General features: G+C 46.0%; 14 protein-coding genes. 2 read left to right on the forward strand and 12 right to left on the reverse strand.

Features of this window, described 5'->3' with window-relative positions:
• Nucleotides 1-603, forward strand: coding sequence for an L-threonylcarbamoyladenylate synthase (locus DWX33_RS08425; protein WP_005867379.1), 603 nt, complete (start codon nt 1-3; stop codon nt 601-603).
• Here DWX33_RS08425 and DWX33_RS08430 read toward each other — a convergent pair.
• The 3 genes from DWX33_RS08430 to DWX33_RS08440 form a co-directional block, all read right to left on the reverse strand.
• Complete coding sequence (locus tag DWX33_RS08430; RefSeq protein ID WP_122380196.1) at nt 582-3,215, reverse strand: glycoside hydrolase family 2 TIM barrel-domain containing protein; 2,634 nt, start codon at nt 3,213-3,215, stop codon at nt 582-584. The genes DWX33_RS08425 and DWX33_RS08430 overlap by 22 nt on opposite strands.
• A gap of 113 nt (nt 3,216-3,328) precedes the next feature.
• The gene (locus DWX33_RS08435) at nt 3,329-4,981 is read right to left on the reverse strand and encodes a SusD/RagB family nutrient-binding outer membrane lipoprotein (protein ID WP_121961582.1); all 1,653 of its coding nucleotides are present in this window, start codon (nt 4,979-4,981) and stop codon (nt 3,329-3,331) included.
• A gap of 18 nt (nt 4,982-4,999) precedes the next feature.
• Nucleotides 5,000-8,035 carry a SusC/RagA family TonB-linked outer membrane protein gene (locus DWX33_RS08440; protein ID WP_005867376.1) on the reverse strand — a complete coding sequence of 1,012 codons (3,036 nt, stop codon included), beginning with the start codon at nt 8,033-8,035 and terminating at the stop codon, nt 5,000-5,002.
• Nucleotides 8,036-8,657: 622 nt separating this feature from the next.
• Between DWX33_RS08440 and dgt the strand changes: the two genes are divergently transcribed.
• Nucleotides 8,658-9,983: a dGTP triphosphohydrolase gene (dgt, locus tag DWX33_RS08445; protein WP_048927223.1), complete on the forward strand. Its 1,326-nt coding sequence runs from the start codon at nt 8,658-8,660 to the stop codon at nt 9,981-9,983.
• Nucleotides 9,984-9,998: 15 nt separating this feature from the next.
• Here the strand turns inward: dgt and rsgA are convergent, their stop codons facing one another.
• The 9 genes from rsgA to pta form a co-directional block, all read right to left on the reverse strand.
• Nucleotides 9,999-10,931, reverse strand: a complete 933-nt coding sequence (gene rsgA, locus DWX33_RS08450; RefSeq protein WP_048927091.1) for a ribosome small subunit-dependent GTPase A — start codon at nt 10,929-10,931, stop codon at nt 9,999-10,001.
• Nucleotides 10,932-11,026: 95 nt separating this feature from the next.
• Nucleotides 11,027-11,590, reverse strand: coding sequence for a ribosome recycling factor (frr, locus tag DWX33_RS08455; RefSeq protein ID WP_005859749.1), 564 nt, complete (start codon nt 11,588-11,590; stop codon nt 11,027-11,029).
• A 127-nt stretch (nt 11,591-11,717) separates the two neighbouring features.
• Nucleotides 11,718-12,884 (reverse strand): MFS transporter, encoded by a 1,167-nt coding sequence (locus tag DWX33_RS08460; RefSeq protein WP_044545430.1) that lies wholly within the window; start codon nt 12,882-12,884, stop codon nt 11,718-11,720.
• 3 nt (nt 12,885-12,887) lie between these two features.
• Nucleotides 12,888-13,760, reverse strand: a complete 873-nt coding sequence (locus DWX33_RS08465; RefSeq protein WP_005867368.1) for a carbohydrate kinase — start codon at nt 13,758-13,760, stop codon at nt 12,888-12,890.
• A gap of 18 nt (nt 13,761-13,778) precedes the next feature.
• On the reverse strand, nt 13,779-15,587 hold the full coding sequence (locus DWX33_RS08470) for a DUF4980 domain-containing protein (protein ID WP_122380197.1): 1,809 nt from the start codon (nt 15,585-15,587) through the stop codon (nt 13,779-13,781).
• Between the two features lie 128 nt (nt 15,588-15,715).
• Nucleotides 15,716-18,379 (reverse strand): substrate-binding domain-containing protein, encoded by a 2,664-nt coding sequence (locus DWX33_RS08475; RefSeq protein ID WP_122380198.1) that lies wholly within the window; start codon nt 18,377-18,379, stop codon nt 15,716-15,718.
• A 155-nt stretch (nt 18,380-18,534) separates the two neighbouring features.
• Nucleotides 18,535-19,245: a UMP kinase gene (gene pyrH, locus DWX33_RS08480; protein WP_005867363.1), complete on the reverse strand. Its 711-nt coding sequence runs from the start codon at nt 19,243-19,245 to the stop codon at nt 18,535-18,537.
• Nucleotides 19,246-19,402: 157 nt separating this feature from the next.
• Nucleotides 19,403-20,605: an acetate/propionate family kinase gene (locus DWX33_RS08485; protein WP_122380199.1), complete on the reverse strand. Its 1,203-nt coding sequence runs from the start codon at nt 20,603-20,605 to the stop codon at nt 19,403-19,405.
• 25 nt (nt 20,606-20,630) lie between these two features.
• A complete protein-coding gene (pta, locus tag DWX33_RS08490; protein WP_005867355.1) occupies nt 20,631-21,644 on the reverse strand; it encodes a phosphate acetyltransferase in 1,014 nt (337 codons plus the stop codon).
• Nucleotides 21,645-21,706: the final 62 nt, after the last annotated feature.

Below are 21,706 nucleotides of genomic sequence, written 5' to 3' on the forward strand. Positions count from 1 at the left end.
ATGTTAGTGAGAATCTATCCGGAGAATCCGAATCAAAAAGAAATAGACAAGGTCGTCAAAGTCCTGCAGGACGGCGGCCTTGTCGTTTATCCTACCGACACGGTTTACGCGATCGGTTGCGATGCGTTAAACGTGCGTGCGGTAGAGAAAATATGTCAGATGAAAGGGGTTAATCCACAGAAAAGCAACCTGTCTATCATCTGCTACGACCTGTCTAATCTTAGTGAATACGCCAAGGTAAGCAATGCCGCTTTCAAGCTGATGAAGAAACATCTACCCGGTCCTTTCACCTTTATCTTACCCACCAGCAGCGAGCTTCCAAAGATTTACAAGAACCGGAAAGAAGTCGGAATCCGTGTACCGGACAATAACATTACCCGTACATTGGTACAATCCTTGGGAAATCCAATCCTAACCATGTCCATCCGTGACGAGGATGAGGTGATCGAATATACGACAGATCCGGAATTGATACACGAGAAATACGAGCATCAAGTGGATATCGTAATCGATGGCGGTTTCGGAGGATTGGAAGCCTCTACGGTTATAGATTGCACGACGGATAATTTCGAGATCGTACGTCAAGGCAAAGGAGAATTGTAGCTATCCACCACGATTTGTATTCGCTCCTCCGGCAGATTAGCAGGGAACTCCAAGCTTATTTCTTGTTGGTCACCCGGCATTAGCGTAATATAGTTATCCGAATAATGTACCGGTAGGATTCGTTTGCCTGTCTCCCTATCAAAAACCTTGATACGGTTGAAGAACGAGATCTGCGAATCTGCGCTCAGACGGACTGTACCTACGAAATTCGAGCCTTCCTTCTTGATCTCGGTCTTGATATCCGGTCTTGACTTCGGAAGTTGAGATAAGCTGGTGTAGTCTTTCGGCTCGGTTGTCAGCCAATAAATATTGGGAACGTCCGCATTCAAAGCCAGCCGTAAGAAATAAGCGCCTTGGATCCCTTCCGGAACGGGGATATCCAATAATTCCTGTACCGTATTCGCCTTGGAGCTCGCTCTCGTCTCTTTCTCCCAAAGCAGTTTGCCTTCCAGATTATAAATACGGGCTATAATCGATAAATCCGTATAATCTTTCAGGGTCGTATTCAACAATCCCGCCTTACGGGTTACCGGGTTATAATAGGCATGTAAAGGTTCACAGCCTTTCCGGGTTCCGTACAAGGAAGCATTTACATCGAGAGACCAATCATACATTTGCCCCCGCAAGGATGTCCATGGATTCTGGGTTTTCCAGATCAAGATACCCGTATACCAATCCCACATATGAGAGGCCCAGCCTTCCATAAAACTACGATATTGGTCATAGTTCACGACTTGGGCATACTTACAATAGGTCTCGATATCCTTCACCTCCCCATATCGCTCCAGATGATCGCCATAGCCCAGATCCTTATGATACCGCCACGTATAATTACGAGTAAAACCTTTCCTTGGGAAACCGGCCAAATCCTGTTCCGTCATCATCTCCCGCATACTCTCGACCTCCGGGGAACCAACCGATCCGGCTTCCGGATTAAACGGATGCGAACGGAAGCTAAAGAACCATTCCGGCTCTTGTATACCGTAAGGACCATCCCCATTATCCCCCAAATAATTCCGGGTAAACAACGTATCTGTAGAGAAACTCACGAAAAGACGCTCCGGATCTAACCGGGGGAAAACCTCCTTTCTCAAACATTGATCGATATCTTTCGCTAAAGGCCATTCATTCGCCCCACACCAGAAACAAAGACTCGGATGGTTACGGATCATTTTCACTTGATCTTCCACGGAGGCGATAAATAAATCGTGATTATCAGGATATTCCCAACGACGCTCTCGGGAATCCATCTTGGTCGGGTCCTCCCAAGCGCCATTGCAATCACCACTGCCCCACAGATCTTGAAAGACTAAGATACCGAACTCATCACAGGCGTTATAGAATTCCGGCCGTTCCACCAACGCACCTCCCCATACACGGATCATACGCAGATTCATTTCCGCATGGAAACGTACCTCATCCCGATAACGTTCCGGAGAAAGACGAAGCAGCCAATCGGAATTAATATAGTTACCACCCGTGACGTATATTTTCTGTCCGTTCACGAAGAAACGGCGTCCCCCGTTATCCGGGCATTTATCGGAAGTAATCTCTCGGATACCGTAACGCAACCGTTCACGGTCACTCACTTGATTCCCGATCTCAAAAGAGAGGTTCATATCATATAAAGGCTGCTCACCGATACCGTTAGGCCACCATAAACGAGGATTCTTTACCGCTAAAGGATTCAAGGATACCGTTTTCTTCTCGAATGGCGATAAAGTAACCGGCTGGGTTAAGCGGGTTCCGTTCGTCTCACAAACCAATAGCCCCTTTAAGGAAGTGCTCCCGGTATTCTCTAGCTCGACAGAGGTATTCACAAAAGCCTCCCTTTGAGTTTTCGTTTCCGGATCACGTACGCCGGGTACCTTGGTCACGACATAAGGAGAAGAGAGGCATACCGGCCCGGTTGTCGTAATAGAGACCTCATCCCAAATACCCGTATTCCGGTCACGTACCGGTTGTATCCAGTCCCAACCCGGCGTATATTGCATCGTATTATTCCGGGCGATCTGCCCATCACCACCTTGTCCGCCATTCGGATTTCCGGCATGTGTAGGTGGATAAACCAATACCGCTAATACATTGGGGGCATCCGTACGAAGATAAGGGGTTATATTAAAAGTCTTCCTCAAGAACATGCCCTCATGGGTATTTCGATTGATCCGCTTACCATTTAAAAAGATTTCCGCCTTATAATTAATGCCCCGGAAATTTAACCAGACATTACGTCCCTCTGGTAAATTATTGATAGTAAACTGACGAGTAAACCAATAAGTATAGAAATCATTGCCGACCTCATGTATATCGGGTATCAGATTGTTATTCAAGCCGAACTCGGGAGCCGGATACATATGGTTCTCCAAAAGTGTAGTCAATACCGTGCTCGGCACACGGGCTGGTAACCATCCTGTTTTATCCAAAGGCGCCGCACTCAACCGGTTCCCATCCATTTTCACTTCATTCGCTTTCCGGGCATACCAATCTGAGTGAATCAAGGTTTTCTCTCCCGGCTCCGGGATCGCCAACAAGGCTTGCTCCTCTGCTGATAAGGGCTTTAACCAGCAAGCCAGACAAAGCCAACAAAATAAATAAATACATCTGTTCATCATATAATCTTAGATTTATCCTTCTAAAGTACTACAAAATTCAGAAGGGCCTCTTCGCAAACTCGAAGAAGCCCTTTCATTACATATTATTTAACAATAAAACCTATTAATGCCGATTAGAAATTACCTGCACCAGCTTTATCCCACCATACATGAGTACCACCTTTATCACCGGAGATCGAACCCGTATTCTCTTGGTTCAGCAGCTCGATACCTTTTTGATATTCCACGGTATTCGTATTATCCTCATTATCGGAATACAATAAACGACGAACCTGTTCATTCGTATCAATATCCCCATTACTCTTATTCACGCGGTTCGGGAATAATTTCGGATAACCTGTACGACGAAATTCCGCCCAAGCCTCGCAAGACAACGGGAAGTTCGCAATCCATTTCTGTGTAATGATACGTTGTAATTTCTTCTCATTAGTTGCGCTCTCATCCCACTTAACCGTAATATCATTCTGAGCCTTGATGCTGTTTTGACCATTAACCGGGTCGACGAAGTCCTTTTGTGTTGTCGTGCCACTGATATAAGCATCGATCTCTGTTTCTGAAATTGAGCTTACTCCGGCCAGACTTCCCTTATAAGCCAACTGATTCTTAATAGAAACACGGATACCTTGTTCATACAGTTCCTTCGCCGTACCTCCCATGTTACTCCAACCACGCAACGCACCTTCCGCACGCAAGAAATAACCTTCGGCTGCCATCATTACCGGTAAAGCTGTTGTATAAGAACAAACGATCTTCGAGAAGTTACCCCATTGATTCGGTTTAGCAGGCAAGTCACAGCCGCCGCGAATACCTAAATATTGAGTACCGGAATCGATCGTCTTCCCATCCTCACATTCAACATCAGCTTGGTTCTTCGTCATATACAGCGGTAAGCGAGGATCTTGGAATCCTTCCAGTATCGTGGTTAAGTTAGCGTTCATGCCACTATCTCCCCATTCGAACATACGAGTTTGCTCATTACTCAAACTCTTATTGATCAATACATCCTGCTTTAAGATAGCGCCCTTGGCAGCCTCTTCAGCTTTTTGTTTAGCTAAAGTCGGGTCGGCCTTCACGATACGCAAGGCTGCACGTAGCTTTAATTGATTGGCTACTTGAATCCACATATCCAAATCGCCATTACACCAATAGTCGAATGACTGTCTCTCCTCCAATGTGGATTTCGGACTCTGGAAATCTTGAAGCGCTTTATCTAACAATTCGAAAATGGAGTTATAAATGCTCTGCTGTGTATCATAAGAGAACGAAGCACCATTTGTCGGATCTTCGATGCAAGACGTATAAGCTACCGGGCCGTAAACATCCGTCAACATCTGGACCGCATAAGCCTGAACAACACGCATCATTCCCGCATAGTCTGTCAATCCTTGTTCGTCACAAGAGGCGATCAAACGACGTGTATTATTGAATATGTGCAAATAAACATTCTCGTACATACCTCCACAAAAACTACGATTCAACGCATAATCCACGTTACCGGAACCATTGAAATTATGTGGTGTCATGAAATAACCACTAAACAAGTCTACGTTCAAACTAAAGCAGTACTGGAACAAGTTCTGTTGCGGAGCATATACATAAGACAGCGGTTCTTTAAACTGCGCAGAGAAAGGAAGAGTGTTCGGGTCTACCTCATACTGATCGGTATTCAATGTCTCAAAATCGTCTGTACAGCTCACGGTTGTTAATCCTGTGCTAAAAGCTAAAGCTGATACAGCCGCATATTTTAGAATTCTATTTAGTTTCATAAGTAATACCTGTAAGATTTAGAAATTAAGTTTTAAGTTCAAACCAAAGCTACGGGTTGTCGGCAACGCAAACATATCGATACCCTGCCAGCCATTACCCGTTCCAGCAGCTACATCCGGATCCATCGGAGCATCCTTATAGAAGAAGAACAAGTTACGTCCAATGATAGAAGCGGTCAAGTTTTTACCTGCGCCAAACAAGTTGCGGAAGGTATAACCAAATGATAACTCACGCAAACGAACATTAGTTGCGTCATATACGTACTGGGAAGTCAAGATATTAGAGTTGTAGCTTGTACCACCGGTAGTTGAATAATACAATTGCGGATCAAATTGTACTCCATCGACCTCTACAAAACCTGCGTCACGAGCCAAACCAGAACGTTCGGAAACGCCCCAACCATCCATGGTAGCCTCAGTCATCGACAAGACCTTACCACCAACCTTCGCATCGATTAAGAATGACAACGTGAAATCTTTATAGTGGAAGGTATTTGTCCAACCCATGTTCACTTTCGCATTCATATCGCCCGCATAAACAAGATCTTTATTATCGGATCCCGCTAATACAGGGGCACCGGTATCAGAGACAATAGGCTTTCCGTTATCATCACGTTGTAAGTCACGAACATAAAGGTCTCCGAAATGCCCACCTTCTTTCAAGAGCACTTTGGCACCTGTACAATAACTTGTCAGGTTCCACTCGGAAAGCTCGTCGGCCAACTCTATAATCTTGTTATTATTGTAAGAGAAGTTAAAGTTCGTGCTCCAGCTGAAATTATCTGTAAATTGATTATACCAACCTAGACTAACCTCGAAACCTTGGTTTTGTACATTACCAGCATTAATATAACGGCTCTTCAAACCTGTTTCCCATGGAGCGGAGATGTCAAAATATTGATTCTTGGTATTTGTCTTATAATAGGTCAAATTTACGTTGAAACGATTCTGGAAGAATGTACCATCAAAGCCGACTTCCAACGAATTTGTCTTTTCTGGTTTCAACGTACGGAAAGATGATTTTTCCGGCGGATTCAACGCTCCTTGATCTCCTAATGTATAACGCTCGTTGGTCACACCGATAGGCACATCGTTACCTACAATAGAATAAGAAGCACGTAACTTGAATAAATCCACGTTCTTGCCGAAATCAATAAATCTATCCAACAAAACACTTGCTCCAACAGACGGATAGAAGAATGAAACACCATCTGTAAACGCCAATGTTGAGGACCAGTCGTTACGGGCACTAACATCGATAAATAGACCTTCCTTATAACCAAATTGGGCAGTAGCAAACACTGAATTTAAACGTTTCTCGGCCAAAGTCTTTGTAGTCTGTAATTTATAATAGTTAGCCGGAGAGAAGATATTAGGATAGTAAGCACCACTTGTAATCACGCCCGCATCGTTAACAGAGAACTGAGAATCACCCCAACCGATCAATTCTAAAGAAGAACTTTTTGTCTTTTGGTAGCTTCCACCTGCGGTTACAGACAAAGAATAAGTATCCTCCCAAGTCTTATTATATTGGGCCAACAAATCACCATAAGTCTGCTCGCTATTCACGCGTGTGTCTTTCATCGTACCCAGCAAGTTACGGCCTGCTGTACTAGACGCATATTCATTCAAGTTCCATGTCTCATCACCACGTTCATAACGCAGGCGACCTGTAACGGAAAGACCTTCCATTATGTCATACTTGACACTACCGCCAAACTCATAGCGATTACGATAAGAAACCGGTTTTTGGCGATTCAACATCCAGTATGGATTGGAGAACTGCTCTTGAGCGGTATTTGTCCAATTGTGTACATTTATATTTCTTGTACCATCGTACACCTCATAGTTACTCTTATAATAATCCCAGTCCTCTCCTCTTGGAAACAAGTAAGCGCCCAAAGTAGGATTACCTACATAACCGGCAGTCGGCTGGTTCTCAATATGCTGATTATTATAACGAGCAGACACGTCTACATGAAGTTTTGTCCATAGGTTAAAGCCAACCTTCGCTAGCAAGTTATGGCTCATATATGTATTCTCCGGAACGATACCATTAGAAGATACATTCGCATAAGAAAAATAAGATGAGATATTATCATTACCACCAGCCAACGAGATAGAGTTGTTGGTCGTATAGCCAAGATTATAATAATCCTTCGCATAATTTGGAGAAGAAGAAGCAAGCTTATCGCCCCAGCTAAACGTTCCTTGGTTACTTACGCCATAAGAATTCTGGAACTTCGGTAACACCATCGGAGTCTCAACCGTCGTATTGCTAGATACATTTATAGCGACTTTTCCAGACTGAGACGACTTAGTCGTAACCATAATGGCACCGTTGGCAGCGACCGCACCATACAAAGCAGCGGCGGAAGCACCTTTCAACAAGGTAATCTGAGCGATATCGTCCGGGTTGATAGTAGACATGGCATCACCACCGTCACGACCACCACCATAAGATCCATCAATCTGTGAATCCGAGACATTCATCATCATAGGAACACCATCCACAACGATCAACGGCTGATTATTACCACTAATAGATTTATTACCACGGAACAAGATCTTGGAAGAACCACCCGCACCCGTAGAGTTCGGGGTAATCTGCAAACCAGCGCTCTTTCCTTGTAAAGAGTTGATCATATTCACATTCTTAATCTCGTTCAAGTCCTTACCGCCTACCGTTTGTGCGGAATAAGTCAAAGTCTTTGATTCACGTTTGATACCCATCGCCGTTACGACAACCTCATCCAAAGCCTCTGCGTCTGAAACCATCGTAACATCGATTTTCGTACGGCCATTTACAGGCTCCTCAATCGTTTTCATACTTAAATAAGAGAATACCAAAATAGAGTTTGCGTCAGCCTCCAAGGTATATTTTCCATCAAAGTCAGTAATGGTACCGGTTGTCGTACCTTTTACTAACACGTTCACTCCTGTTAGTGGCTCATTTAGATCCTTGTCAATGACGACACCACTAATCGTTAGTTTCTGTGCATATCCTGTAACACACAGAAAAAACGCCAATAATAAGATAAATGACTTTCTCATGAAAAATCGTTTTTGATTTAAGTGATTCTACATTTGTGCTTTTTTAATTTTCATACTCTTTTTAGAGAGATCGGGCTCTCTTTTCTTTCTTTTTTAGTGCATAGGCATTTACTCTTTTTTGTTTAAAGTTATTATTATGTTCATACGGAAATCTCTTTCTATTTAAAATCAAACGGTTCTATTTTAAATAATAATAACAACGTAGTATCATTAGAACTAAGTCGTTTTTCATATTTTGACAGACAAATATATATATAATAACTATACATACAAGTTAAAACGTAACAAAAATCAGTATGTTCCTCACTTTTTCAGGTGTTTGCGATAACACATAGTCAAATTTTCATCATGCCTCAATAAATTAAATATGTTAATTTGATTTAGTTCTAATGAAACTAACAACAAATTTCAATTAACATAATTTTCCTTCATTATCTTCTTCCTCCTATAACATCCAATCGCTATCTGACTATCATCTTGGAATAAAATTACAGCTCTATTTACAAGCTTCGAAAACAACTCAGTCAGGAAATTAACCATTAACTCTAATTTCTTCCACAAATATTCAATGATTTGCACAGATTATCTCTACATTTGCGATATATATATTAATGTATTGACTATGAACTGGACCCAGCTATTATCCGGCAAGCGTTTCGGGATGGAAGAGTATCACGAGCGGAAACATGAGAGAACTGATTTCCAACGTGACTATGACCGTTTGATTTTCTCATCCCCTTTTCGAAGACTACAAAACAAGACACAGGTGTTCCCCCTTCCGGGAAGTATCTTTGTACATAACCGACTTACACATAGTCTGGAAGTATCATGCGTAGGACGTTCATTGGGTAATAACGTAGCGAAAGGACTTATGCAAAAATATCCGGATGGCAGTATCAACTTCCCGGAGATAGGTTCCATCGTATCAGCCGCTTGCCTTGCCCATGATATGGGAAACCCTCCATTCGGGCATTCCGGAGAGAGAGCGATCTCCGCTTACTTCTCCGAAGGGAATGGGCGAAAACTAGAAGAGAAAGTACGGAAGGAACGGGGACGCTGGGAAGACTTCGTCCATTTTGAAGGTAACGCAAACGCCATGCGGTTGCTGACCCATCAGTTCATTGGACGCAGAAAAGGGGGATTTGCCTTAACATATAGCACATTAGCCTCTATCATCAAATATCCTTACGCATCCATCTATTCAGGAAAGAAAGGGAAATTCGGCTTTTTCCAATCGGAGGAGGGAAGCTATCTGCAAATCGCCCAAGAGCTAGGGATCGGACATAGCCCGGAAGCCCCGGACAAATTTCTTCGTTACCCGTTAGTTTACTTAGTAGAGGCGGCAGACGATATCTGCTATCAAATTATGGATATAGAAGATGCTTGCAAACTACATATCCTGACCACCGAAGAGGCCATACAACTATTATTGGGATTTTTCGAAGGAGAGCGGTTGGAGCATATCCGCAAGGTCATGCATATGGTAGACGATACCAATGAGCAAATCGCCTATCTGCGTTCTTGTATTATCGGGCTATTAGTAGATGAATGTTCCCGTGTCTTTTTAGAGAACGAGGAAAGCATCCTCAATGGTACCTACAGCACTCCGTTAATCAGTAACATATGCGATCAAGCCAAGCAGGCTTACGCTAATTGCTCGGCTACAGCATACAAGAAAATATATAAGGCAAAAGAAGTGCTCGACATTGAATTAGCCGGTTATCATATTTTCAGCCATCTGATCGACAGCTTGACCGAGGCCGTGATGAACCAAGAGCATGCTTACAGCAAGCTGCTCTTACAACGGATACCGGAGCAATACGACACGAAAGCTCCTACTACATATGGCAAGATACAATGCGTACTCGATTATATCTCCGGCATGACCGATGTATATGCGCTCGATCTATACCGGAAAATCACCGGTATGAGCCTGCCGGCCGTTTGATGTTGTAATAAAGTGTTAGAATTCTTCCCGGTACTTGCTTTCCATGCGATCATCCAAGATACTTAGATAGCTTTTATAGCGGGACTCACTGATTAGCCCATCGTTAACGGCTTGAATGACGGCGCAGCCCGGTTCATGACGGTGCGTGCAGTTATTGAAACGGCATTCTTCCGAGTATTTAAACAACTCCCGGAAATAATGGGAGATCTCAGCGTCCGCCATCTCGATCGTTCCAAATCCTTTGATACCCGGAGTATCGATCAAATAGCCTCCCCCGGGAAGAGAAATCATCTCGGAAAAGGTGGTCGTATGCATTCCTTTGTTATGATATTCGGAGATATCACCGGTACGGAGATTCACCCCCGGCACCAGTTTATTGATAATCGTGGATTTTCCGACACCCGAATGGCCGGACAAAAGCGTAATCTTATCTTTTAGATCCGCTTTCAAGGCATCCAAACCTTCCTCGGTCCGGGCACATAGCGTCGAACAGGGATAGCCAATCGAGGTATACAACTCGATTAAACACTCCAACGCCCTTTGATCCTCATTATTATAACGATCAATCTTATTGAAAACTAATTTAACGGGGACACGATAAGCCTCGGCGGTCGCCAAGAAGCGATCGATAAATATCGTTGTTGTTATAGGATAATTCACCGTAACGATCAGCATCGCCTGATCCAAATTCGCGGCGATAATATGCGATTGCTTCGATAAGTTAGAGGCACGACGGATGATATAATTCTTACGCTCCTCGATCTCTGTAATAAAAGCGGTTCCTTCTTTATTAATATCGATTACGACACGGTCTCCTACCGCGACCGGATTGGTACTCTTTATGTCTTTCAGACGAAAGTTACCCTTGATCTTACTCTCTATATCTCGCCCGTCTTCCGTACGGACCGTATACCAACTACCTGTGTTTTTTATTACCAGTCCCCTCATGAGAATTGAAAATTGAGAATTGAAAATTGAGAATTGGAATAAGGACTCAATGGGGTTCCTCAATTCTCAATTCTCAAGTTTCAACTTTCAATTATTTAAACGGTCATTACTTCTTTTTCTTTAGCGGCGTAAAGCTCATCGATCTTTTTGATAAACTTATCATGGATTTTCTGAACCTCTGCCTCGGCGTCTTTCTCTACGTCCTCGGGAACCCCATCAGACTTGATGCTTTTCTTCAAAGCCTCGATAGCGTCACGACGAGCGTTACGAACGCTGATCTTCGCATTCTCCGCCTCCTGCTTACATTGTTTCACCAATTGACGGCGACGCTCCTCAGTCAACGGAGGAATACCTAAGCGGATCACCTCACCGTTATTCTCCGGCGTGATACCTAACTCAGAATCCAGAATACCTTTCTCAATATCGCGGATGATCTTCTTCTCCCACGGAGTGATCATGATAGTCCGTGCGTCCGGAACCGTCACCGTAGCCACGTTAGTAAGAGGAACAGGCGCCCCATAATACATTACCTTCACACAATCGAGGATTTTCGGATTAGCCTTACCAGCCCGAATGTGAGACAATTGCTCGTCCAGATACTCAATGGCGAACGTCATCTTCTCTTCCCCTGCTTTGATCAATTGTTTCGTATCTATCATAAATATACGTTTTTTGTTTGCGAATCTTTTAATTAACAAAAGTAATAAAGATTTCCAACTTCGCAAACATATAATTAAAATACTCCCTAACAAAAGATTTATAGTACCGTATAAAAGCTTATCACCTTCACTGTTTACTTAACTTAGACGTAAAGAATAGTAAGTAGGCTACACCCACGCACAACACCAGCACCGCCCCTACTTGAGAAGCCAACATATCGGATGCCACGCCCATAAAGATCGGGAAGATCGTGCCGCCAAACAGTCCCATAATCATCAAGCCGGACACCTCATTTTGCTTATTCGGCATAGAAAGCAGGGCTTGGGCGAAAATAATGGAGAAGACGTTCGAGTTTCCAAAGCCGATCAAGGCGATACAAGCATAGATGATCTCTTTCGAATGGAAGAACAGCAGACCGATCATCGCCAATAACATCAAGAAAACACTAAAGGCAAAGAATCCTTTCGGAGAGACTTTTCGCAAGATAAAAGCCCCGGAGAAGCATCCCGCCGTACGGAAGATGAAATACAGGCTCGTGGCGAAGCCTGCGTCGGCCAATGTCATGCCTAGACGTTCCATCAAGATCTTCGGGGCGGTCGTATTCGTCCCTACATCGATCCCCACATGGCACATGATACCGATAAAGCAAAGCAGGATAAAAGGCTTGCCCAGCAAAGCCAGACATTCGCCAAAGGTGGAGGGCCGCCCCTCCTCTTTGGTCTCATGGATAGTGGTAGCTCCCAATAGCAGGATAGCGATCACGGCGATCACCATATAGACCGGAAACAAGACACGCCAACCGAGTCCCATCGACGGTATCGCTTGGGTAGCCCCCCACATAGCGATATAAGGCGCCAAGAAGGAGGCGATCGCCTTCACGAACTGACCGAATGTCAAAGAACTAGCTAGTTTATCCCCGCTTACGATATTCGATAATAACGGGTTCAAGGAAGTCTGCATCAAAGCGTTGCCGATACCCAACAGGGAGAAGGATATCAACATGACCATATACGCGTCGTCGAAGATCGGGATCATTAGCGAAAGGAAGGTCACAATCAAGCTCAATAGCACGGTCTTTTTCCGCCCGATACGGTTCATCAACATTCCCGTCGGGACGGAGAAGATCAAGAACCAGAAGAACACGAGCGACGGGAAGATATTCGCCTCCGAATCACTCAAGCCTAAATCCGCTTTCAGGTAATTAGAGGCGATTCCCACTAAGTCCACGAATCCCATGGCGAAGAACGCCAACATCACGGGAATCAATTTCAAGGATGAAGTCTTCTCGCTCATGGCTTATAAGTCTTTAGGGTAAGCAGGCCATGCGCCACTCTGCGTACAAACATAAGCGGCTACTTTTACCGCTTTCTCATGTGCCTCACGTAAAGGTTTTCCGGTTAAGATCGATGAAATAAACGCCCCGGAGAAAGAATCGCCGGCGCCTACCGTATCTACCACCTGTACCTTCGGGGTGGGAATCGTAGAGACCTCCTCCTCGGAAAAGATCGTACTATACTCCGCCCCGGCCGTAAGTACCAAATAGCGCAAACCATATTTCTTCATGAACCAGCGACACATATCCTCTATCGTGCCTTCCAGACCAAACATCGGGCGAAGCATTTCCAATTCCTCATCATTGATCTTGAATACGTTCGCCAATTCGAGCAACGATTCGATCAGCTCCTTCGAATAGAAATGCTGACGGATATTGATATCGAAAAAGCGCAAGGCATGACTAGGCATATAAGAAAGCAAGGTACGAAGCGTCTCACGAGATTCCGCGGCACGTTGCGCCAATGTTCCGAAGCATACGGCGTCCGCACGTTTCATCAGGTCGATAGACGCTTGGGTAAGAGGGATATGATCCCATGCCACACCTTCGATGATCGTATAGGAAGGGATGCCGTTCTTTAGCTCTACCATCACGCTTCCGGTCGGATATTCCACCGTACTGATATAATTACTATCGATACCGTTCTTATCCAATTCCTGAATAATCTCGGTTCCGAACACGTCGTTGCCCACGGCACTGATCGCGTAACCTTCCGCTCCTAATTGGGTAGCGTGATACACAAAATTAATCGGCGCTCCACCGGCTTTCTTCACTTCCGGGAAAACATCCCACAATAATTCACCAATGCCTACTACTACAGGTTTACTCTTTTCCATGATATATTTTGTTTTTAATTATTTGAAGGGATAAATGGTTAATGACGTAACCGTAAACGCTCCTCCCTTCGCATTGAAACTAATGCGATTATACGGCTCTTCCGGGAAGACTAGGTTGGTCATGACAAACTCTCCATTCCCGTCGAAAGCCTCTATGCTGGATTTATCTACCAGCAAACGCAAGGTATATTCCTTAGCGGCGGAGATCGGTGCCGAGGTAGCCGTGGCGAATGTCTTGCTAAAATCCGTAGCCCCGCTGTTACGGCGATCCATCGTGAACGTATTATCCAGAAGATTATAATACATCTCCACTTCCTCGCCTTTCGAGTTAAACAACTGGAAGCTCATGATATCGGCTCCGTTATTCTTAAACTTGATCTCGATCTCATAGGTTCCCGCATTGCCGGAAAGAATCGGATTGATCTCATGGGAACGGTCTACCTTGAAGGCTCCTTTCTTCTGGGCTTTACCTCTCAATTTCAACATTTCGGGAGACGGGGTGCTGCTCAAGTACGTCTGCCCGTTTTTCGTATAAAGAACCAAGTCGCGAGGAACCGAGTTCGCGCTCCGGTATTGCGAGGTCGGCACGTTATTCGCATACTCCCAATTGCTCATCCAAGCCAAGGCGATCTTCCGGTCCTCCGGAGCGTTACTCCAAGTTACCGTAGCGTAATGATCCTTGCCGTAATCCATCCATTTGGTCAAGGCCGGAGATTCATTCACGAACTGTTTCCCATCGAACGTACCTACGAAATATTGGGTAGCGGAGCCGCCAAACGGACCGCCGGGATTGATATTACAGATCAAGACCCACTTCTTCAATTCCGTACCCTTCACCGGAAGCTCGATCAAGTCCGGGCATTCCCAAACGCCCGCATGCGCTCCTTGTCCTTCCCCGAAACTGCTCTCATACGTCCAGTCCTTCAAATTGGGAGAAGAATAGAGTTGCATCTCCTGCCCTACGGCGAGTACCATGATCCATTTATTGGATTCCTTATGCCAGAAAACTTTCGGGTCACGGAAATCACGTTGCGTAGAAGTAAGGATCGGATTCCGGTCATATTTCTTGAACGTCCGGCCGTTGTCCAAGCTATAGGCCATACTCTGCACTTGCCGGTCGCTGGCCGAGGTATAGAAAGCCACGATAGCGCCAGCGCCAAACCCGGCGGTATTATCCTTATCCACCACACAGCTACCGCTGAAGATCGTACCCAAGGCATCCGGAGCGATCGCCACCGGTTGATGCTCCCAATGAATCAAGTCCTTGCTAATCGCATGCCCCCAGTGCATATTCCCCCACATCGAGCCATACGGATTGTATTGATAGAACAAATGATACTCACCATCCTTGTACACCATGCCGTTCGGATCATTCATCCATCCCCAAGCCGGCGAGAAATGATAAGCCGGACGGAATTTCTCCCGGTTAGACGAATCAAACTGATCGGATAGCTTCATCTCTTTCCAGCAAAGAGCCGATTCCGGGGCAAGCTGGAAGTTGAAGGAGATATGCTTATCCGCATACCCTGAGAGATCTACCGGAACGAAATAATCCACCATATTCACCGCCAAACGAACATTAAAAGTCCGTACCACGTCATTATCGACAATCATATATAACTTGGATTCCGGCGAGGACTCCTCGACCGGAAGCAACAAATACTTGGCTTGCGCATCCACACGGACAATGCTTTGTCCTTCGCCCAGATGCTTTATATCTATAGTACGTTCTGTCGCATATCCGGCCAACGGATCGACAGCACTTAATAAAACGACACCGACAGCCATACATAAACTCTTAAGAAGTCTCTTTGTTTGTTGTTTCATAAACGAACGGATTAAAGGATAATACAGTTTGATTCTCCGCCAAAATTAATAGGATTCTTCCGGATAGAAAAACACTTATCCCCTAAAGATGAGGAGATATGACATTTGTGATAAAGATCGTACAAATGTTATTGATACTCGGTAGGCGTAACCCCGTAGACCGCCTTGAAACATTTAGAGAAGTAAGCGGGCGAGGAGAAACCGGTTCGGTAAGCGACCTCACTCACCGTATACGCGTTCTGCCTCAACAACTGGGTCGCCTTATTCAAGCGATAGGTACGCAAGAACTCGACGGGTGCGGTTCCGGTAAGCTCCTTGATCTTCCGGTGAAGGTGCCCCCGGGATAATCCCAAGGTCTCGCTTAGTTTCTCCACATTATATTCGGGGTCCGCGTAAACCGCCTCGATCTGTTCCGCGAACTTACGCAAGAAGGCATCATCGATACTCTCCACCTTTTCCGGCTCGGACAGAAGGAGCTTATTATCCCGCAGCTTCTCCAACAAACGTTCCCGTAACTTCTGGCGCTCTTGCAATAGGTGGATAATCTTGATCTTCACGTAATCCGTATGGAAAGGCTTCTGTATATAATCGTCCGCCCCGCCGGTTATTCCGAAAATCCGTTGACGCTCATCGGTCAAGGCGGTCAATAAGATCACCGGGATATGGCTAAAGGGAAGTTGCGACTTGATCGTCCGGCAAAGTTCGAAACCATTCATCTCCGGCATCATCACATCGCTTACTACCAATGATATCTCCTCCTCTTCCAATACCCGCAAGGCATCTTTCCCGTTCGCGGCCGTCCGGATCTTGAAATGAAGGCTAAACTCACGTTCCAAAAAGCTGCGGACCTCATCGTCATCCTCGGTGATCAGTATCGTATAAGGATAGGTTATGGAAAGCATCGCCTTGGTTTCCGAATCGTCCAACCGGGAGGCTTCGTAGGCTTGATGGGATACGGATGTTTCCATCAGGTCGCTATCCTCGAAATGCGCCTTTCCTTTCCGCAGGCAAACCGTAAAGGTAGTCCTTTGCCCCGGCTCGCTCTCCACACGGATCTCCCCTCCGTGCATATGTATATACTCCTTTACCAAATGCAATCCGATCCCAGTTCCCATCGACCGATCCTCCGTATAGAAACGGTCAAACAAATGCGGAAGGTTACCGGGTTGGATACCACTTCCCGTATCGACAACCCGTATAAAGACCCGGTCTCCCTCTTCCGTCAGCTCTATCCGCACGCTACCTCCCTCCGGCGTAAACTTAAAAGCGTTCGAGAGAAGATTGAAAAATACCTTCTCCAATAAGTCCGGATCGATCCATAACGTACATTGTTTTATCGAAGAAGTGAACGTATAGGAGATCGCACGTACCGAGGCCATACTGTCAAAATAAGATTTGATCTCGCCAACGAAAGGAACCAAATCGATTTCCCGTACCGCTAGTTTCTCTTGCTTGCCTTCCACCTTCCGGAAATCCAATATTTGGTTGATCACACGCAACAAACGGTTGGCGTTCTTCTGGATCAGTCCTAGATCCGAGGCGTAAGGAGATTCCCGCAACGAGACAATCAAGCGATCCAAAGGGGCGAGAATCAAGGTCAAGGGCGTACGTACCTCGTGGGAGACATTCGTAAAGAATTGGAGTTTCTGCGCCGTCACCTCTTTCATCTCCGCGTTCAAGGAGATTAGCTTACGATTCGCCTGCCTCATCTTCCGGTTTATGTAAAAGGCGTAAATGGAAAGGGCAATAAAACCGATCATCAATAAGGAGATCACCCCTAAAGAGTTTCGCAGGAAATAAAACCGGTCGGACAAACCGTCGATGCGGGAACGCTGTGCCTCGATACGTTGCTTATATTTCTGGAGTTGGTCCGCTTGCAACAATAAGGTGCGGGCAGACTGATGATCTACCGGAGCCGTACGAAGAGGGATAAACTTATCCACCGGCTCCCCCTGAATGATACGCATAGCCGTGCGAATCACTTGCTCCCCTCCTGTCGGATAGAGGAAAGAGGCGTTGATCCGTCCATCTTCCACGGCTTCCAGACCGGCACCCGCCACAGCATCCACGCCGATAATCCGCAAATCCCGTCCTCGGATGGAATCCCATGCTATAAAGTATTCCCGGGCGGCTATGGCCATCATGTCGTTATGGGCGTAAACGAAATCTATCTGCTCGGGATGCTCTAACTTCCGAAGCTCCATCCGGGCCGTATCGACCAACCATTGTCCTTCTATCTTACGGAAAGAAAGATCCTCCCTTTCTCGCAAGGCATCGACAAAACCTTTATGTCGCTCTTGCGCCGGGGAGGTTTGCGTGAGTCCCCATATCTCTAAGATAATAGCGTTCGGGGGAAGATAATGGGCGGCGTAATTGCCTGCCGCTAGTCCGATCTCATAATTGTTCGCCCCGACAAAAGAGGTGTATTGATCGGTATTTACCTTGCGATCTGTAATGATCGTCGGGATTCCGGCACGGTACGCTTCCTCGGCAACTGCCGTGATCGGCTCGGATTGATAGGGGGAGATGATCAAGACATCCACCTTTTGGCGGATCAAGTCTCGTATTTGTTGTATTTGTGTCTCGTTATTGTTTTGCGCGTCCTTTATAATAATTTCCACATCATCATAGTTAGAGGCTTCGATACGCATATCGTTAATCATAGCTTCCCGCCAAGCATCGTCCAGCATACATTGGGAGAGGCCAATAACGTGCCTCTTCTGTTTCCCCGAGCTCGTACAACCACACAATACGATCAAGGTTAACCATACTAGTAAAAAGGGATGCTTCATATACAAGAATAAAGGTCTAACGTATTTGCCACAGGGCTGGCACAACCTTGCCATGCCTGTGGCACGACAGTGCCATACGGATGGCATAGCTGTGCCATAACCAGTGGCACAACTATGCCATCAGCATGGCACTGCCATGTCATCGGTTAATGGCACTAATTATGCACCAGTGTCCCGATATTCTCTCCGCTCATCACTTTCTTCAAGTTGCCGTTGGTGTCCATATCGAATACGATGATCGGGAGGTTGTTCTCTTTACACATCGTGGTAGCGGTCAAGTCCATTACCTTCAGGCCCCGGGTATAGATCTCATCATACGTAATATCGGAGAACTTGGTAGCCGTAGGATCTTTCTCCGGATCAGCGGTGTAAATACCGTCCACACGGGTACCTTTCAGCATGACATCCGCCTCGATCTCGATGCCTCTCAAGGAAGATCCGGTATCCGTAGTAAAGAACGGATTACCCGTACCGCCGGACATGATTACCACGTTGCCTTGTTCCAGCAACTCGATCGCACGCCATTTATTATAGAACTCGCCGATCGGTTCCATACGGATAGCCGTCAGTACCTTCGCCTTCACGCCTTGAGCGACCAAAGCGGAGCTAAGCGCCAAGCTATTGATCACCGTTGCCAGCATACCCATCTGGTCTCCTTTTACCCGATCGAAACCTTTGGAAGCGCCGCTCAACCCGCGGAAAATATTACCGCCACCGATCACGATACCGATCTGTACACCCATCTCGGCGATCTCCTTGATCTGTGCCGCATATTCATTCAAGCGAACCTCATCGATCCCATATTGTTTACCACCCATCAGCGACTCCCCGCTTAATTTTAATAAGATACGTTTGTATTGAGCCATGTTTTGTATATATTTAATATGTAATTCCGCAAAAGTAACGAATAATCCGATATTCGCATAAAAAAGATCGCCCCAACCGGTGTCGGGGCGACCTAAACACTAATCCCGTGTTTTGTAAGCTGCGAGGATTAGCTAAAATTATATGAAACGTTACTGGTTACTTTTTATCTAAGATCTCCAAGGTATCGGCGGCGATCATGAATTCCTCATCCGTAGGAACGACGATGATAGTCACCTTACTGTCCGGAGTGCTGATTACCATCTCCTCGCCACGCATACCCTCGTTCTTCTCAACATCGATCTTCATGCCCATGTATTCCATGTTCTCACAAACCGCACGACGGGTCGCCCATTGGTTCTCGCCGACACCACCGGTCCAAACCAAGATATCACAACCACCCATAGCGGCGGCATAAGCGCCGATATATTTCTTGATGCGGTAGTTATATACGTTCAAGGTCATGATCGCACGCGGATTTCCGGCAGCTACGGCAGCCTCGATCTCACGCATATCGGAAGAGATACCGGAAAGACCGGCAACACCACTTCTCTTATTGATCAAGTCGGAAAGGCCGACACCATCCATGCCTTCCTTATCCATGATGAAAGACAAAGCACCCGCATCCACGTCGCCGCAACGAGTACCCATCAACAGACCCTCAACCGGAGTCAAGCCCATGGAAGTATCCACGCTCTTACCATTCTTGATAGCGGTGATAGAACCACCGTTACCTACGTGAGCCGTGATAATCTTCTGATCCTCATAAGGAACACCTAAGATCTCGCAAGCACGACGGGATACATATCGATGACTGGTTCCGTGGAAGCCATAACGACGTACGCCATATTTCTTGTACATCTCGTAAGGCAAACCGTACATATACGCATAATCCGGCATGGTCTGGTGGAAAGCCGTATCAAACACCGCTACTTGAGGAATACCCGGGATCAAAGCCTCCATCGCCCGAACACCCTTCAAGTTAGCCGGGTTATGAAGCGGAGCCAAATCAGAGCACTCGATTACCTTATTGATTACATCCTGATTGATCAATACGCTAGAAGCGAACTCCTCGCCACCATGTACCAAACGATGACCAACAGCGTCGATCTCCTTATAGTCCTTGATACAACCATAAGTAGCGTCGGTCAATACGCTCAAGATAAACTCGATACCTTGTTGATGGCCGGGAATCTCTCTCTCGATAACCACCTTCTTGCCCTCCTTATCCGTCAATTTCAGGAACGCGCCCGGCAAACCGATTTTCTCGATACCACCTTGAGCCATAACCTCACCGGAGGTCATATCGAATAACTTATATTTGATAGAACTACTACCGCAGTTCAATACTAGAATCTTCATATTATTAAGTCGTTAGGATTATCTATTATTTTGCGGATTTCAAACCGATGGATTGATTACAAGCGATCGCTACCATCTTATAAATATCGTCTACGGAACAACCGCGAGACAAGTCGTTCACCGGAGCGGCCATACCTTGAAGGATAGGACCGACAGCCTCAGCGCCACCCAAACGTTGAACCAGCTTATAAGCGATATTACCCACCTCCAAAGTCGGGAATACCAAAACATTCGCTTTACCGGCGATCTCGCTACCCGGAGCTTTCTTGCTACCTACAGCCTCAACCAAAGCGGCGTCGGCCTGCAACTCTCCGTCGATCTTCAAATCCGGAGCCATTTCCTTAGCCAAGCGAGTAGCCTCCACTACCTTGTCCACCATCTCGTGAGAAGCGCTACCCTTCGTAGAGAAGCTCAACATAGCCACACGAGGCTCAACGCCTACGATATTACGAGCCGTAGCGGCGGTAGCGACAGCGATGCTAGCTAACTCTTCCGCGTTCGGGTTTGGCATAACCGCGCAATCAGCGAATACCAAAATACCATTATCCCCATATTGAGGAGTCTGCGTGAACATAAGGAACGCACCGGAAACACACTTCATGCCCGGAGCCGTCTTGATAATTTGCAAAGCAGGACGCAATACATTACCCGTCGTATTCTCAGCGCCAGCGATCTCACCGTCAGCGTCACCCGCCTTGATCATCAAACAAGCCAAGAACAAAGGATCTTCAACTAGAACCGCAGCCTTCTCGGGAGTCATACCCTTCTTTTGGCGAAGTTGGAAAAGCAAGTCTGCGTATGCGGCTTTCTTCTCGTGATTTTTCGGATCGACAAGGGTTGCCTCACCGATGTGGTTCAACCCAAAACCAGCCGCCAACTCCTTGATCTCAGCGGGGTTTCCAATTAAGATAATGTCTGCTACACCGTCGGCCAGTAATCGGTCGGCAGCTTTAAGAGTTCTTTCCTCGGTACCTTCGGGAAGAACAATACGCTGCTTGTCAGCTTTAGCGCGCGCAATAATGTCTTGCATTAAATCCATAGCGGAAGATATTTTATATTATTTAATAATTGTACTCGTAATCCGGCTACAAAATTAGGCAT

This window comes from Parabacteroides sp. AF19-14 (assembly GCF_003635485.1).
Taxonomy (GTDB): Bacteria; Bacteroidota; Bacteroidia; order Bacteroidales; family Tannerellaceae; genus Parabacteroides; species Parabacteroides distasonis.

What these genes read in the sequence shown, in the direction of transcription:
- DWX33_RS08425 (WP_005867379.1), top strand. Translation starts at nt 1, where the DNA reads ATGTTAGTGAGAATCTATCCGGAGAATCCGAATCAAAAAGAAATAGAC.
- DWX33_RS08430 (WP_122380196.1), bottom strand. Translation starts at nt 3,215, where the DNA reads ATGATGAACAGATGTATTTATTTATTTTGTTGGCTTTGTCTGGCTTGC.
- DWX33_RS08435 (WP_121961582.1), bottom strand. Translation starts at nt 4,981, where the DNA reads ATGAAACTAAATAGAATTCTAAAATATGCGGCTGTATCAGCTTTAGCT.
- DWX33_RS08440 (WP_005867376.1), bottom strand. Translation starts at nt 8,035, where the DNA reads ATGAGAAAGTCATTTATCTTATTATTGGCGTTTTTTCTGTGTGTTACA.
- dgt (WP_048927223.1), top strand. Translation starts at nt 8,658, where the DNA reads ATGAACTGGACCCAGCTATTATCCGGCAAGCGTTTCGGGATGGAAGAG.
- rsgA (WP_048927091.1), bottom strand. Translation starts at nt 10,931, where the DNA reads ATGAGGGGACTGGTAATAAAAAACACAGGTAGTTGGTATACGGTCCGT.
- frr (WP_005859749.1), bottom strand. Translation starts at nt 11,590, where the DNA reads ATGATAGATACGAAACAATTGATCAAAGCAGGGGAAGAGAAGATGACG.
- DWX33_RS08460 (WP_044545430.1), bottom strand. Translation starts at nt 12,884, where the DNA reads ATGAGCGAGAAGACTTCATCCTTGAAATTGATTCCCGTGATGTTGGCG.
- DWX33_RS08465 (WP_005867368.1), bottom strand. Translation starts at nt 13,760, where the DNA reads ATGGAAAAGAGTAAACCTGTAGTAGTAGGCATTGGTGAATTATTGTGG.
- DWX33_RS08470 (WP_122380197.1), bottom strand. Translation starts at nt 15,587, where the DNA reads ATGAAACAACAAACAAAGAGACTTCTTAAGAGTTTATGTATGGCTGTC.
- DWX33_RS08475 (WP_122380198.1), bottom strand. Translation starts at nt 18,379, where the DNA reads ATGAAGCATCCCTTTTTACTAGTATGGTTAACCTTGATCGTATTGTGT.
- pyrH (WP_005867363.1), bottom strand. Translation starts at nt 19,245, where the DNA reads ATGGCTCAATACAAACGTATCTTATTAAAATTAAGCGGGGAGTCGCTG.
- DWX33_RS08485 (WP_122380199.1), bottom strand. Translation starts at nt 20,605, where the DNA reads ATGAAGATTCTAGTATTGAACTGCGGTAGTAGTTCTATCAAATATAAG.
- pta (WP_005867355.1), bottom strand. Translation starts at nt 21,644, where the DNA reads ATGGATTTAATGCAAGACATTATTGCGCGCGCTAAAGCTGACAAGCAG.